The organism is Dryocola baronae (assembly GCF_051297175.1).
GTDB lineage: Bacteria > Pseudomonadota > Gammaproteobacteria > Enterobacterales > Enterobacteriaceae > Dryocola.
This window is the reverse complement of the sequence record NZ_JBINNY010000001.1, coordinates 2,108,883-2,124,226: the sequence shown is the minus strand read 5'-3', so window position 1 is coordinate 2,124,226 and position 15,344 is coordinate 2,108,883. Positions and strand designations below refer to the sequence as shown.

Genomic DNA, 15,344 nt, shown 5'->3' with positions numbered 1-15,344 from the left:
TATAGTCAATATATAACAATGGTTAATGAGTAACGTGCGGCTGTCTCACGCGTCCGAACATTTATTCCAGAAACGGCCCGCCCGTTGTTCGAAATGAAAAAATCCACGCCGGAGCGTGGATCTTTAAATGCTGAGTTACTAACGGCGAAAATTTACTTCGCCAGATGATTCGCGATGGCGTTAAACATGAGGGAGGCTTCAAGCGGCTGCGCGCTGAATGACGGCTCGGCCTTCGGCCAGGTTGACCACTGCACGATGACCAGCTTTTCCTTTTGGTTCACCACGATCATCTGCCCGAAAATGCCCAGCGCCCACATCGTGTCTTTGCTCTCAAGGCCGTGTTTCGGCCCCACGTCGCCCGCGTTTGCCGGAACGCTGTTGTTCCACCATTCGTAGCCGTAGCTGCCGTCAGGATGAGCGGCGGTAACGGAATTTGCGGCCTGGTTCCAGCTTCTGGCCTGCGCAACCCAGCTATCCGGCAGCTTTTTCGTGCCGTCAGGCAGTACGCCGTTATTCATGATAAACAGCCCGAACTTGCCCCAGTCCTCGAGCGTGGCGTTAAAGCCGTGCGCGCCCACGTCGTGCCTGCCCTGCTGATAGCTGTGCCAGACGCCGTCGTGATTCATGCCGTAAGGCTGCCAGATTTGCTCCTGCAGATTTTGCGCAAGCGATTTGCCGGTAGCCTTCTCCAGCGTGTCGCCCAGCAGCCACGCGCCGCCGGATGAATAAGACCACGCCTCCCCCGGTTTGGCATACGCCCTGCGCTGCGGATCGTTAACCAGCCCGTTGACGCAGGAGTAGGTATCGTCGTTGGCCTCACACTGGGTTAGCTGGGCAAAGTCAGACTTAGGATCGGTGTAGTCTTCACCCCAGGTCACGCCGGAGGTGTGCTGCAAAAGCTGGCGGAGGGTAACATGCTCCCACGCCGTGCCGCGCACGTCGGGGTTGTACTTGACCACCTCATCGTCAAGGGAGGCGATTTTCCCTTCTTTAAGCGCTACCCCGACAAGCGTTGAAACGACGGATTTCCCCACGGAGCGCGACGTCCAAAGCGTGGTCGGCGTGTTACCGCTGCCGTAATAATCCCAGACGATGTTCCCGTCCTTAATCACCATCATGCCGGTGACGCTGTTACGCTTGAGGTACTCTGCCAGGGCAATCTCCTTGCCCTGATACCGATAGGCTACCTTCGATAAATCTCTTGCCGCGCGCGGAATGGGCACGGCCTTCCCGGCTTTAAAGACGTCGCCTTCATAGGATCGATAGTCGTTACGAAACCCGATAACGCGCTGCTGCTGGTCCCAGGTCAGCATCTTTTTGACGTCGGGCAACGGCTTATCGGCAGGCGCAGGACAGGTCGCGAGCTTTAGCGTCCGGCAGTCGTTAGCGGCAGGGGCGGCCTGAACCTGTAGAGCGGTGCCCATGCAAAGGGCAAGCAGGCAAATTCCGGTGTTCAGCTTGGTCATGTCATTTCCTTAAGTGCGGTAAGAAGCCGTTATGGCGGCCACTTTACTGCACGTTAAGGAAATGCGAGGGTCGGACAGCGGGGGAAAATCCCCCCGCAGAGTTGGGAAGGGTTTTAATAACGTTGTTACAACGCCATGTCGTGTTGAGGCGCTTCCGACGGCTTTTCCTGCGCTGGTTTTGCCTGCGGCGCGTTATCCAAATTATCCATCTGAATAACCGGCGGCTTGGTCAGCTGCAACGTAGCGGCGGTATCATCCCAAACCTGCTGGGTCAGCGCCGTATTGCCGTTCAGGTTCTGGCCGTAGCTCGGCACCACTTCACGGATTTTGCTCTGCCATTCCGGCGAGCTGAACTGCTCCGGGAACATCTGCTTGAGCACGTTAAGGGTTATAGGCGCGGCGGTAGATGCGCCAGGCGATGCGCCCAGCAGTGCGGAAACGGTCTTCTGCTTGTCGACAACCACTTCGGTGCCAAGCTTAAGCACGCCGCCCTTGTCGGCATCTTTCTTGATGATCTGCACGCGCTGACCGGCCTGAATCAGCTTCCAGTCTTCCTGACGCGCCGCCGGATAGTACTCTTTCAGCGCCGCAAAGCGGTCTTCATCGCTCAGCATGACCTGGCTGATTAAGTATTTCACGAGGTCGAAATTATCCAGGCCCACGTCGGTCATCGGCATCACGTTGCTGGTCGTGGTGGTGCTCAGCAGATCGAAGATGGAGCCGTTTTTCAGGAACTTGGTGGAGAAGGTCGCGAACGGCCCAAACAGCACAACGCGTTTACCGTCGATGAAGCGTGCGTCAATGTGCGGCACGGACATTGGCGGTGCGCCCACGGACGCCTGGCCATAGACTTTCTGGAGGTGCTGGCTGGTCACCGCCGGGTTTTCGGTCATCAGGAACGAGCCGCCGACCGGGAAGCCCGCGTAGTTATCCGCCTCCGGAATGCCGGTTTTTTGCAGCAGCTTAAGCGCCCCGCCGCCCGCGCCGATAAACACGTACTTCGCGTCGATCGCATGCTCGTCGCCGCTGTTGACGTCTTTAATGGTCACGTGCCAGGAATTATCGTCGTTGCGCTTGAAGTCGGTAACTTCGGCAGAGGTTTGCAGGGAAAAGTTTTTGTTTTTCTTCAGGCTGCCGATCAGCTGGCGGGTAATTTCACCGTAGTTGACGTCGGTGCCAACCGGGGTCCAGGTCGCGGCAACTTTTTGATTCGCGTCGCGCCCTTCCATGACCAGCGGTGCCCACTGTTTAATTTGCTGATGGTCGGTGGAGAATTTCATGCCCTGGAAAAGCGTCGTTTTTTGCAGCGCGTCATAACGCTTTTCAAGGTAATTAACGTTCTTATCGCCCCAGACAAAGCTCATGTGCGGCGTGGAGTTAATAAAGGCGTGCGGATCGTTCAAAATACCGCGCTTCACCTGCGCCGACCAGAACTGGCGGGAAATCATAAACTGTTCGTTTATTTCCAGCGCCTTGGTGACGTCAATAGTGCCGTCCGGGCGCTCCGGCGTATAGTTCAGCTCCATATTTGCGGAGTGGCCGGTACCGGCGTTATTCCAGCCGTTTGAAGATTCAAGGGCCACGCCGTCGAGTTTCTCCACCATCACCTGTTTCCATTCCGGCTGTAGCTCTTCAAGCCAGGTGCCAAGCGAGGCGCTCATAATGCCGCCGCCGATCAGCAGGAAATCGGTTTTTTGAGTGGTTTCAGTTTTCGCCCAGGTTGCTGAACTGACAAACAGCGCGAGCGTGGTCAGAGAAATAATCGTCTTATTGAGTGCAGGCATAATAGGAATATTACATCGCAATAATGAATGAAGTGCGCATATGCTAACGCAATTTTAACGAAATTTAAAACTTCATTCACAAAATCAATTAACCTTATAAACATTGCCACTGCTTTTTTAAATTAAAAAAAGCAGTGGCAATGTGAGTGTGGAAATATTATTCGTGACCGAAAGAAAATATTATCAGGTTAATATTCCCGCCCAACAACCAATAAAAAAGCCGATAACAGATGATGTTATCGGCTTTTTATTTACGCTAAACGCCGGGTTGCGGACTAGGCGTCCATCAGCTGCTGCGCGGTTTTTTCCACCAGCGCCAGCAGAAGCTGGATATCTTCCAGGCTAACCGTTGGGTTCAAAAGCGTCATCTTCAGGCAGGTAACGCCGTCGAATTCGGTGACGCCAACGTTCGCGCGCCCGGATTCTAACAGCGCATCGCCGATCTTCTGGTTCAGCAATGCGATGGCCGCATCGCCGGCAGGCTGCGCCGGACGATAGCGGAACAGCACGCTCGCCAGCTGCGGCTCCATCACCAGCTCAAGCGAAGGCTGCTCGGCGATGTAGTGCGCAACCTGCTGGGCAAGCGTCACGCCATGATCGATGATCTCCGCGTACTGCTTCTGGCCCAGCGCTTCCAGCCCCATCCACAGCTTCAGCGCGTCGAAACGGCGGGTGGTTTGCAGCGATTTAGATACCAGGTTCGGCACGCCCTGCGCTTCGTCAAACTCGGAGTTCAGGTAGGCCGCCTGGTAGCGCATCAGCTCGTAGTGACGCGCCTCTTTTAACAGGAACGCGCCGCAGCTGATAGTCTGGAAGAACTGCTTGTGGAAGTCCAGGGTAATGGAATCCACCAGCTCCAGGCCGTCAAGATAGTCGCGATACTTTTCAGAAAGCAGTAACGCCCCGCCCCACGCTGCGTCCACGTGCACCCAAATATCGTGCCGTGCCGCAAGCGCTGCGATGTCGCGCAGCGGGTCAATCGCGCCCGCGTCGGTGGTGCCCGCAGTGGCCACAATCGCCAGGATCTGCTCGCCGTTGGCCTGCGCCTGTGCGACTTTCTCGGCGAGGTCGTTCACGTCCATTCGCGCGAAGCGGTCGGTTTTAACAAGCGTTACCGACTGGTAGCCGAGGCCGAGCAAAGCCATGTTCTTCTGCACCGAGAAGTGGGCATTTTCTGAACAGAGTACTTTGATTTTGCGCAGGTTACCCACCAGACCATCCTGCTGGATGGAGTGGCCCTGACGGGCGAAGAAGGCGTCGCGCGCCAGCATCAGGCCCATCAGGTTACTCTGCGTACCGCCGCTGGTGAACACGCCCGCATCGCCGGGCTGGTAGCCCACCTGAGCGCGCAGCCATTCGACAAGCTTCATCTCGATGATGGTCGCCGACGGGCTTTGATCCCAGGAGTCCATGCTCTGGTTAGTGGCGTTAATCAACACCTCGGCGGCCTGGCTTACCACCAGGCTCGGGCAATGCAGATGCGCGACGCACTGCGGGTGGTGTACCGACAGGCTGTCTTTTAAAAAGTACTCAATCGCACGTTCAATCGCCGCCTGGTTGCCGAGGCCCTGAGGATTGAAATCAAGCTGAATACGCTCGCGCAGTTCGGCTACGGTCTTGCCCTGATACATTTCAGGCTGCTCAAGCCATTGCACAACGGCCTGGCTGCTCTGGGCAATCGCCTTCTGGTAGGCCTCGGTGCTTTGCTTTGAGGCAGCCAGAATTGGGTTTACGTCGGACATAGCGGTTTTAAGCTCCACTCAGACAGGTTTGACGCCGGCCGCTAACAGCGCCTGCTCAAATTTATCGAGGAAAATACCCAGCTCATCGTTGGAAATAAGCAGCGAAGGCAGCAGACGCAGCACGCAGCCGTTACGGCCGCCGCGCTCCAGAATCAGGCCAGCCTGGAAGCATTTCTTCTGCAGCAGCGCGGACAGCTCGGCATCAGCCGGATAGCAGCCCATGTGATCCTGCGCTTCGTTTGGCTTAACGATTTCGATACCGATCATCAGGCCCAGACCGCGCACGTGGCCGATAACCGGGTAGCGTTTTTGCAGCTCGGCCAGCTTGCCCTTCAGCCATTCGCCCTGCGCCGCGACTTTATCCGCGATGTTGTTATCTTTCAGATGCGCAAGCGTGGTCAGGCCGGTCGCCATCGCCAGCTGGTTGCCGCGGAAGGTGCCGGTGTGGTGGCCTGGCTCCCATGCGTCGAACTGCTTTTTGATGCCCAGTACGGCAAGCGGCAGACCGCCGCCAACGGCTTTGGACATCACGATAATGTCTGGCTGAATGCCCGCGTGTTCGAAGGCGAAGAATTTACCGGTGCGCGCAAAGCCCGCCTGCACTTCATCAACGATCAGCAGAATGCCGTGCTCTTCGGTCACTTTACGGATGCGCTGCAGCCACTCGACCGGAGCCGGGTTCACACCGCCTTCGCCCTGCACCGCTTCCAGAATCACCGCAGCAGGTTTACGCACGCCGCTCTCAACGTCGTTGATCAGGTTTTCGAAGTAGTAGGCCAGCGCCTTCACGCCCGCTTCGCCGCCGATGCCCAGCGGGCAGCGGTAAAGGTGCGGATAAGGCATGAACTGCACTTCCGGCATCATGCCGTTAACCGCTTCCTTCGGTGACAGGTTGCCGGTGACCGACAGCGCGCCGTGGGTCATGCCGTGATAGCCGCCGGAGAAGCTGATAACGCCTGAACGGCCGGTGTATTTTTTAGCGAGCTTAAGCGCCGCTTCAACCGCGTCCGCGCCGGACGGGCCGGTGAACTGCAGGCAGTAGTCTTTGCCCTGGTCGGGTAATAAAGAGAGGAGATATTCGGAAAAACGATCTTTCAACGGCGTTGTCAGATCGAGAGTATGTAACGGCAAGCCGCTGGTAATGACGTTTTGGATGCTTTGCAGCATGTCTGGATGGTTATGTCCAAGAGCCAGGGTACCGGCTCCAGCCAGGCAGTCAAGATACTGATTGTTCTCAACGTCCGTGATCCAAACGCCTTCCGCTTTAGCGATAGCTAACGGCAGCTTGCGTGGATAACTCCTGACATTCGATTCAAATTCAGCCTGTCTGGCTAAATAAGTCTCGTTGTTAGCTTTAATAGAATTTGCACCTAAAGTATCAATACGGACTTTATCCGTCATCATATCTCTCCTACAACCAGGGCTTAGCGTTGTGCCCCAATTGAATAAATTAAGTAGAAAATCGCATGCCTATGAAAAGCGCGGCCAATATAGGTTTTTTTAAGCGTCCGCTCAATAATTTATTGCTACGAAAAGTGTTAAATATTTCATTTCGATATCAGATGGTTACACGCTACTTGGCCTTTTATGCTGTCACAAGCCTTTTCCATGGCCTTAAATGTTGCAAATGAATAACCAGTCTGGCTGTAGGTCATTAGCCGCTGGCCTCTCAGACAGCGAAACGGGGAAACGGGCTTTAAGGCTGATTAGCGAGGAATTTATTCCAAATACAATTTATAAAATGTCGGGCAGCCTTTTAACGCCGACATGCCGCAGCCAACATTCTTTAATTAGCGTTAATGAGAAATATGTTTACCGAAGCTGACATTCGCCGCCGTTTAAAATTAGCCGTTGCCGTTTGCACAGAAGTGACCCAATGATTCAAATCATGAATAACTTTGATTTAAGATTAACCTCAGGCAGCGCTTATCAGCCCCGCTTTTATTCATTTTTTGCCGGCGTTGGCGGTTAGGGATCTGCTCAAATTTTATCACCTTAATTCAGAATGTTACGTGTAACGCTGGCTGCGGCCGCTGTTTTTTTGACCGGTGGGTTACGCTCCACCGCGGCGCGATTTTTGCGGCGTATTCCCTCCTTCATTAATTGCCGCTTCGTTTAATGTTGTCGCTGTGTTATCTCGCCATTGAATTGTTATTCAGGCTATGTAAAATCTCGGCTACTATGCACAACCCATGTGAATAAGTTTACGCTTCAAGGGTCAGGATGATTCCTGCCCAATAGCTTAAAACCACATGGGCTTTTCCCACTCCATGGGCTATTTTTTCCTCTGCGGCACCTGCGCGTTCTACGGCAGTCGGGTTTAAACCATTTTTTCAGGGAAAGTCACGATGAAATTGCGATATCTGTTAGCCCTTTTGGTGGTCACAAGCGTCGTCGGATGTAAGGCACCGCCGCCGAAGATGACGGACGACACGCTGGTGACCAGCGAAATAAACGGTGTGACGCTCACCCACCGTTACGCGGTTTCCGCGCCGAGCGAATTCACGCCGATAGACGCCAGCTACCGCGCGCTCTATGCAGGATCGATCATGAGCAAACCGGATTTCGGCGGCAAGGTCATCAGCCAGCTTGAAAACGGCCACACCTACACCGTGTTGGGCCAGGTTGAACACGCGTGGCTGGCGATTGCCGAAGAGGACAAACGGGAAATGCTGGGCTACGTGCCGATGCGCGCGCTGGTTAAAAGCGAACTGTACGCCCAGACCATAAAACAGGATCGCCCTCGCCCGCGTAAGGCGAGCAAAAAAGCATCCTCGACCTGCGTCGCCGTCGACAACGGCAGCAAGGCCTGTAAGAACGCCAACAGCGGCACCTGGATTATTGATTAACGCCGCGCGTGGCGTAGAAGAAAAATTTTAGTACACCTATTTAGCATGAGAATATAGGGGCGCGCAGGGTCGCAACCTCCGACCGATGCGCCGCCCCTTTCCCGTACTCACTTTGGCTTTCAAGGAATTTTATGAAACTCTGGCTCTCAGGTGTGGCACTGCTACTGGCATCTACCACCGTGTTGGCAGGGAACTATCAAATCGTGCAGTCCCCTTCGCAGAAGCTGGATGTGTGGATAGATAACATCAAAAACAACTCCCCGCAGAGCTGGTGCGACACGGAACTCCCCCTGCGCATTGTCGCCCACGGCGATAAAAGCCCTTCTTTACTGAACACCTTTATGCCCCGTCTTGGCACCCTGCTGGAAAACCAGTGTGAAAAAATCGAGCTGGTTAACTGGCGCATGGAAGACGATCGCGGCGATACGCTGGCCTACGGCACCTCGACCAAGAAAAGCGAGTGGGCGGTGACCGTTGCCCCTGCCGCCTCGGGTACGGCGAATACCGCCGAACGCGCCGAAGAGATGTCGCCACCGGCTGACCGCACCCCGTGGCAGGAGTTCACGCTGCAGGACGGCTGCCATCTGCGCACCTTCTGGCAGGGCGACGAAAACGCCGCCGCGCTGTTTATCCCCGACGGTAAATGTGAAAAAGGCGGCTGGCTTAACGGCCGCGCGGAAGTCGTGCAAAGCGGTAAAAAACGGCGAAAAACGCCTGCAGATGACCTTCGTACACGGCTTCCCGGTAAGCGGCCTTAACAGCAAGACCAACGCCGACAGCCTGCTTATCACCGGCCTGAATAATGAACGCATGGTGGTGAGCACCGAACATGCGCCGCAAAGCTGGATGATCCTGCCCTACAAGCCCGAGCTAAACGGCTGGCAGGCGAGCGGCACCATCGCGGTGGAAGTCCCGCGCGAAATGGCGCTGGACGAGGCGCGCCTGCAAACCCGGCTCAATGAGATCCGCAAAGTGTGGTCCGGCTGGCTCGAACCCGACGCCACCATCACGCTGCTGTTGATTGACTCCCTCCATCCGCAGCTGCGCGATCCGGCGGTTGGCGCGTGGCGAGCCCAGAAATAACCCTGAATATTGGTCAATTTTCGAGCAGAGAAAGCTATCATGACAGATAACGATTACACCCCGAGGATCCCGGACGCTCTGCCGCCAGGCTACCGTTTCGACGAGTTTGAAATTCAGGAAGTCATTGATTCAACCAATACGGGCATCGTTTATCGCGCCTGGGATCACCAGCTCGAACGCCCGGTCGCCATCCGCGAGTTTATGCCGCGCGCGCTCACCGTGCGCAGCGACAACATGCGCCTGGTGCTGCGCAGCAAACAGGACAGCAGCGAGTTTACTACCGGCCTGAACAGCTTTATTCAGGAAGCGCGCCAGCTCGCGCACTTTAACCACCCCAACCTGCTACAGGTGCTGCGCTTCTGGACGCTCAACGAAACCGCCTATACCGCCACGCTGTTTTACAGCGGGATTACGCTTGCGGAACTGCACCAGCAGAAGCCGGAAATCATCGACGAGGCGTGGATCCGCCGCATGCTGCCGATGATTTGCGGCGCGCTTGCCGCTCTGCACGACGGGGACTATATCCACCGCGACCTGTCGCTGAAAAGCATTCAGATTCAGGATAACGGTATTCCTCTGCTGCTGAACTTTGCCGCCTCGCGCCGTAACGTCAACGGCATGAGCGACGAAAGCAAAACCCTGCTGCATCCGGGCTTTGCGCCGCTCGAACAGTACACCGAAGACCTGGAAAACCAGCTCGGCCCGTGGACGGACATCTACGCGCTGGGGGCCGTGCTCTATACGCTAATAACCGGCAGCACCCCGCAGGCAAGCGTTGCGCGCAGCATTCAGGATACCTGCACGCCGCTTGCGCAAAGCGGGCCTGCCGGGTATTCCCACAGCCTGCTGTCGGCCGTTGACCGCGCGCTGGCGCTCAAGCCGGAAGACCGCCCGCAGTCGATTGCCGAGTTTGCCCGGCTTGCGGAAATCCCGTTGGGCGATATCGGCGAGCTACCGGGGGCGAAAAAACCCGGCACCATGCTGGTTGCCGTTGAAGAAGAAGAAACCGATATCGCCGCGCGACCGTTGTGGAAACGCTATCAGTCGCCGCTGCAGATTGCCGCGGGCGTTGTCGTGGGAATTATCGTTGGGGCCGCTATATTCGGCAGTAAGACGCAGGCTCCTGCGGCTAAAACGCTGGCCGCTAACGATACTGCGGCGGCGCAAAGCACCGATCCTGCGGCCGCCCCTGCGAGCACAGCGGCAAACGGGCTGATTGCCCGCGTGTATATCCGCATCAACCAGGGTGACGCCATGCAGGTGAACGGCAAGCCGCAGAAAAACGTTCCCATTTCCAACGGCTACGGCGTTTTGCAGCTGCCCGCGGGCAAGTACGACATTACGCTCAGCAACCAGGGCCAGTCGCGCAGCGTATCGCTGTCGGTTGTGACGCCCGGCACCTGGCTGCTCAATCCGCAAAGCTGATCTGCCAGGACGTAACCCCGCTCCCGCCCTCGTGCGGGAGTTTTTATTTGTGAGCGCCCGCCCGGTAAAAAGTCTGCATTCGGTACTTTTGCAACATTCGCCACCCTATCCCGCCGAATTTCGGCTAAGGTTTTCATAGGGTTGATCGCGGTAAACTTTGGCTGCGATCCTGCAAAGGAGAATAATAGATGATAAATCCCGGTTTGCGCCGTCCGCGTACCTTACTGCTCGCAGTCCAGATGGCGCTTGGCAGCGCCTTCGTTACCTTCACCCTCCCGGCCACCGCCGATGACAATCCGCAGATTCGCACCCAGCCGCAGCCGCCTGACGCCCTGCTCGGCCCGCTGTTTACCGACGTGCAGTCCGCGAAGCTTTTCCCCGATCAGAAAACGTTTGCCGACGCCGTGCCGAAAAGCGACCCGCTGATGATTCTGGCGGACTACCGCATGCAGCGCAGCCAGTCGAGCTTCGACCTGCAGCATTTCGTTGAAGTGAACTTCGTGCTGCCGAAAGAAGGCGAGAAGTACGTGCCGCCGGAAGGCCAGACGCTGCGCGAGCACATTGACGGCCTGTGGCCGGTGCTGACGCGCTCCACCGAAAGCGTCGGCAAATGGGATTCCCTGCTGCCGCTGCCGAAGCCGTATGTGGTACCGGGCGGCCGCTTCCGCGAGGTCTATTACTGGGACAGTTACTTCACCATGCTGGGGCTTGCGGAAAGCGGCCACTGGGACAAAGTCCAGGACATGACGGATAACTTCGCCAGCGAAATTGACGCCTGGGGGCACATCCCGAACGGCAACCGCAGCTACTACCTGAGCCGCTCCCAGCCGCCGTTCTTTGCCTTTATGGTCGAACTGCTTGCCAGCCACAGCGGCGACGAGGTGTACAGCAAGTATCTGCCGCAGCTTAAGCAGGAGTACGCCTACTGGATGGAAGGCAGCGACGCGCTGCAGCCGGGTGAGCAAAACAAACGCGTCGTGAAGCTGAAAGACGGCTCCGTGCTTAACCGCTACTGGGACGACCGCGACACGCCGCGTACCGAATCCTGGCTCGACGACGTGACCACCGCGAAAAACAATCCAAACCGCCCGGCGACCGAGATCTACCGCGATCTGCGCGCCGGTGCGGCATCCGGCTGGGATTTCAGCTCGCGCTGGATGGACAACCCGAACCAGCTCGGTTCGATTCGCACCACCTCCATCGTGCCGGTGGATCTGAACTCCCTGATGTACCAGCTTGAGAAAACGCTGGCGCACGCCAGCAGCGTGGCGAAAGACAACACCGCCGCGGGCGAATATCAGCAGCTGGCCGACGCGCGTCAGAAGGCCATCGAGGCGAACCTGTGGAACGCCAAAGAAGGCTGGTATGCCGACTACGATCTGAAGCGCAACGCGGTGCGCAGCCAGCTGACGGCGGCCGCGCTGTTCCCGCTGTACGTCCACTCGGCCTCGAAAGAGCATGCCGATAAAATGGCGAGCGTCACGCGTTCCCAGCTCCTGAAGGCCGGCGGCCTTGCCACCACCAACGTGAAAACGGGCCAGCAGTGGGATGCGCCAAACGGCTGGGCGCCGCTGCAGTGGGTGGCAACCGAGGGGCTGCAAAACTACAACCACAAGGATCTCGCCATGGAGGTGACCTGGCGCTTCCTGACCAACGTGCAGCAGACCTATAACCGCGAGCAGAAGCTGGTGGAAAAATATGACGTGTCGTCGACGGGTACGGGCGGCGGCGGCGGGGAATATCCGCTGCAGGACGGCTTCGGCTGGACCAACGGCGTAACGCTGAAAATGCTGGACCTGCTGTGCGGCAAAGAGAAGCCCTGTGACTCGACGCCGGATAAGCTGCCTTCGGCAACGCCCGGCCCGGTGACCGAAACCGCGCCGGTGAAAGCGGCACAGTAGCGTTTATGTCGGGTGGCGCTGCGCTTACCCGACCTACAGTTTAGATTTTGTAGGGGGGATAAGCGCAGCGCCATCCACCAAACACCCCCCGAAAACACCTGTCTTATCAGGGCTTTTTCGCCCGCCTCCCCCGCCAAAATCTGCACTTGAATCCAGAAACAATAACGATAATAATTCGCATTCTAAAAATGCAGTGGCACCCTCTGATGCCCCGGTCGTTCCGGCTCGCGGCGTCCGTTCGTGATTACAACTTTACCTTCACGGGAAAATAATAAGATGAAACTGGCATTCACCGTAAAGCGCTCCGCTTTACTCTGCGCGCTTGCACTTGCCGCACCGGGATTGGCTATGGCAGAAGACACGGTTGTCGTCACCGCTAAGCCTGCGGACACCGCAACTTCACCGACTCAGGGATACACCGCCAGCACCACGCGCGGCGCGACGAAAACCGACCAGCCGGTTATCACCACCGGCCAGTCCATTTCCGTCATCACCCGCCAGCAGATAGAAGATCAGGGCGCTTTGTCCGTGAACAGCGCGCTCAACTACACGCCGGGCGTTTTCACCGGCTTTGCGGGCGGCGCAACGCGCTATGATACCGTTGCCCTGCGCGGCTTCCACGGCGGCGACGTGAACAATATCTTCTTAGACGGCCTGCGCCTGATGAGCGACGGCGGCAGCTACAACGTTGTGCAGGTCGATCCGTGGTTCCTCGAACGCATCGACGTGATCAAAGGCCCGTCCTCCGCGCTTTACGGCCAGACGGTGCCGGGCGGGCTGGTGATGGAAACCTCCAAGCGTCCGCAGTTTGTTGAAGAAGGCCACGTCCGCGCGATTTACGGCAATCACAACACCAACGGCACCGCGTTCGACTACACCAACGCCATTAACGACCAGTGGGCCTGGCGGATCACCGGCATGACCCGCAACACCGATACGCAGTATGAAAATACCCGCGAAGAGCGTTACGCCATTGCGCCGTCCGTGCTCTGGCAGCCGGACGACAATACCTCCCTGCTGCTGCGCGCCTATCTGGAAAAAGATCCGTCCGGCGGCTTCCACGGCTCGGTTCCAGGGGACGGCAGCCTGTATTCCTCCACCGGCCGCAAGCTGGATACCGGCTTCTCTGACGTCGAACCGGGCAACGACGAATTCAAACGCCACCAGCAGATTTACAGCTACGAGTTCGCCCACAGCTTCAACGACGTCTGGGCCTTCCGCTCCAACGCGAGCTATACCCATTCGAACGTCGGCCTGAAGCAGGCCTACCAGATTGGCTGGGCGGACGCGGCGCACGACGAACTGTCGCGCTACTACAGCGGTGAAACCTCATCCCTTGACGCCTGGGCTATCGACAACCAGCTGGAAGCCGACTTCGCCACCGGCGAGCTGGAACACAGGGTCGTGCTGGGCGGTGAATACCACAAGTTCACCAATAACCTGTCCGACGATTCCGCCTACACCACCAATCTCAATCCGTGGACCGGTCAATCCGGCGGCCCTGGCGGCTTCTACTATTACGATCCGCGCGACCCGACCTACGCCACCATCAACCAGGGTTTGCTGACCAAATCCGGCAAGCGTCAGTACGAGCAAAGCGGCGTTTATCTACAGGATGATATGAAGTGGAACCAGTGGCACATGACGCTGTCCGGCCGCTACGACCATCTCGTCACCAAAAGCCACATCGTTGCGCCAGCCATTGACAGCGACGTGACCGATAACCGTACCGACGACCACTTCAGCGGCCGCGCCTCCCTGCTGTACGCGTTTGAAAACGGCATTTCTCCGTACGTCAGCTATAGCCAGGCGATTACGCCGCAGGTCCTGCCGGACGCGCAGGGCAAAACGCTTAAACCGACAACGGCCGAGCAGTATGAGGCAGGCGTGAAGTATCAGCCGGTCGGCACGGCGGATCTGTACACCGTCGCGGTTTACGATCTGACGCAGAAGGATGTCGGCAACCGTATCGTGCAGGGCAGCTACTACGAGCCTGCCGGGAAGGTTCATTCCCAGGGCGTCGAGCTTGAAGCGCGCTCCCAGTGGAACCAGCGCTTCTCCACCATCGCGGGCTACACCTGGAACAAGGTTCGCTTTAAGGATGCTATCGACGGCAACGACGGCAATACGCCGTACGTGACGCCGGATCAGATGGCCAGCCTGTGGGGCGTATTCAAAGCCGACCTCGGGATTAGCCTGGGCGCGGGCGTTCGCTACATCGGCAAGCAGTGGGCCGATAACGAAAATACCCTGCGCGTGCCGTCCGCAACCCTGCTGGACGCCATGGTGCGTGCCGACATGGGCGCGTGGACACCGGCGCTGAAAGGCGCTTACGTGCAGGTTAACGCTACCAACCTGACGGGCCGCGACTACGTTGCGGGCTGCTACGGCACCGGCTACTGCTACTGGGGCGCCGAGCGTTCCGTTATCGCAACCGTGGGTTACGATTTCTAAAGCTGTGCAAGAGCGGTGACGGGTAAACCGTCACTGCTCTTTAACGATCATGCGCCCGGTTTTTTCCGTGTAATAAACCACATTATCCGGGATATCTTTATTCACGAACGACATCGCGCCGATGACGACGTTATTACCGATCGTCAGGTCATTGCCAATAATGCAGCTGTTCGCGCCAATATCCACATTATCCCCAATAACAACGCCGCTCCTGCCGTTGTCCTCTTTAATACCGATCGTCGTATTTTGCCTGATACGGACGTTTGCGCCGATTTTACAGTAGGGATTAATCGCGATGCCCACTAAATGAGGGAGCCGTATGCCCGCGCCTATCTCCGCGCCGAGCATGATCTCAATACCGTATTTGCGGATTAGCGAATAGTTCAGCTTACGCGCGCGGGCCTTCCAGAAGTGGCTGTCCTTGGCATACAGATAGCTCGCAATTCGCCACCAAAAAATGAACCTGTGCTGAGGCTGTTTAATACATCTAAGAACGATCCTGCGCCATGAAAAGCCCTTTTTATTTTTCAGGATATCCGCCGCAAGGTTACTCTTAAGCTGCTCGTATTTTGTTTTTTTTGCGTTCATGAAGGAGAGTTCCAGAGTAAAAACAGGCGGTAATACTAGCACAGCTTATTAG

9 protein-coding genes and 1 pseudogene are annotated in these 15,344 nt (G+C 57.0%); 5 read left to right on the top strand and 5 right to left on the bottom strand.

All coding sequences use genetic code 11. The features are described 5' to 3' along the window. Positions 1 to 152: 152 nt before the first annotated feature. The 4 genes from ACSPHG_RS09950 to ACSPHG_RS09935 all read right to left on the bottom strand — a co-directional run bounded on the left by ACSPHG_RS09950 (position 153) and on the right by ACSPHG_RS09935 (position 6,396). Entirely contained in the window at positions 153 to 1,466 is a 1,314-nt protein-coding gene (locus ACSPHG_RS09950) for a serine hydrolase domain-containing protein (RefSeq protein WP_435953308.1), read from the bottom strand. 125 nt (positions 1,467 to 1,591) lie between these two features. Then, entirely contained in the window at positions 1,592 to 3,250 is a 1,659-nt protein-coding gene (gene mqo, locus ACSPHG_RS09945) for a malate dehydrogenase (quinone) (RefSeq protein WP_435953307.1), read from the bottom strand. A gap of 275 nt (positions 3,251 to 3,525) precedes the next feature. Then, positions 3,526 to 4,992 (bottom strand): pyridoxal phosphate-dependent decarboxylase family protein, encoded by a 1,467-nt coding sequence (locus tag ACSPHG_RS09940; protein WP_435953306.1) that lies wholly within the window; start codon positions 4,990 to 4,992, stop codon positions 3,526 to 3,528. An 18-nt stretch (positions 4,993 to 5,010) separates the two neighbouring features. After that, positions 5,011 to 6,396: a diaminobutyrate--2-oxoglutarate transaminase gene (locus tag ACSPHG_RS09935; RefSeq protein ID WP_435953305.1), complete on the bottom strand. Its 1,386-nt coding sequence runs from the start codon at positions 6,394 to 6,396 to the stop codon at positions 5,011 to 5,013. A 944-nt stretch (positions 6,397 to 7,340) separates the two neighbouring features. Here ACSPHG_RS09935 and ACSPHG_RS09930 point away from each other — a divergent pair. The 5 genes and pseudogenes from ACSPHG_RS09930 to ACSPHG_RS09910 all read left to right on the top strand — a co-directional run bounded on the left by ACSPHG_RS09930 (position 7,341) and on the right by ACSPHG_RS09910 (position 14,704). Then, on the top strand, positions 7,341 to 7,841 hold the full coding sequence (locus tag ACSPHG_RS09930) for an SH3 domain-containing protein (RefSeq protein ID WP_435953304.1): 501 nt from the start codon (positions 7,341 to 7,343) through the stop codon (positions 7,839 to 7,841). A gap of 131 nt (positions 7,842 to 7,972) precedes the next feature. Further along, positions 7,973 to 8,924, top strand: a pseudogene (locus ACSPHG_RS09925) (hypothetical protein). A gap of 39 nt (positions 8,925 to 8,963) precedes the next feature. Further along, entirely contained in the window at positions 8,964 to 10,349 is a 1,386-nt protein-coding gene (locus tag ACSPHG_RS09920; protein ID WP_435953303.1) for a serine/threonine protein kinase, read from the top strand. A gap of 188 nt (positions 10,350 to 10,537) precedes the next feature. After that, a complete protein-coding gene (treA, locus tag ACSPHG_RS09915) occupies positions 10,538 to 12,250 on the top strand; it encodes an alpha,alpha-trehalase TreA (protein WP_435953302.1) in 1,713 nt (570 codons plus the stop codon). A gap of 276 nt (positions 12,251 to 12,526) precedes the next feature. After that, complete coding sequence (locus ACSPHG_RS09910; protein ID WP_435953301.1) at positions 12,527 to 14,704, top strand: TonB-dependent siderophore receptor; 2,178 nt, start codon at positions 12,527 to 12,529, stop codon at positions 14,702 to 14,704. A gap of 30 nt (positions 14,705 to 14,734) precedes the next feature. Here ACSPHG_RS09910 and ACSPHG_RS09905 read toward each other — a convergent pair whose 3' ends face one another. Continuing rightward, a complete protein-coding gene (locus tag ACSPHG_RS09905) occupies positions 14,735 to 15,292 on the bottom strand; it encodes a serine acetyltransferase (protein ID WP_435953300.1) in 558 nt (185 codons plus the stop codon). Between the last annotated feature and the right edge of the window lie 52 nt (positions 15,293 to 15,344).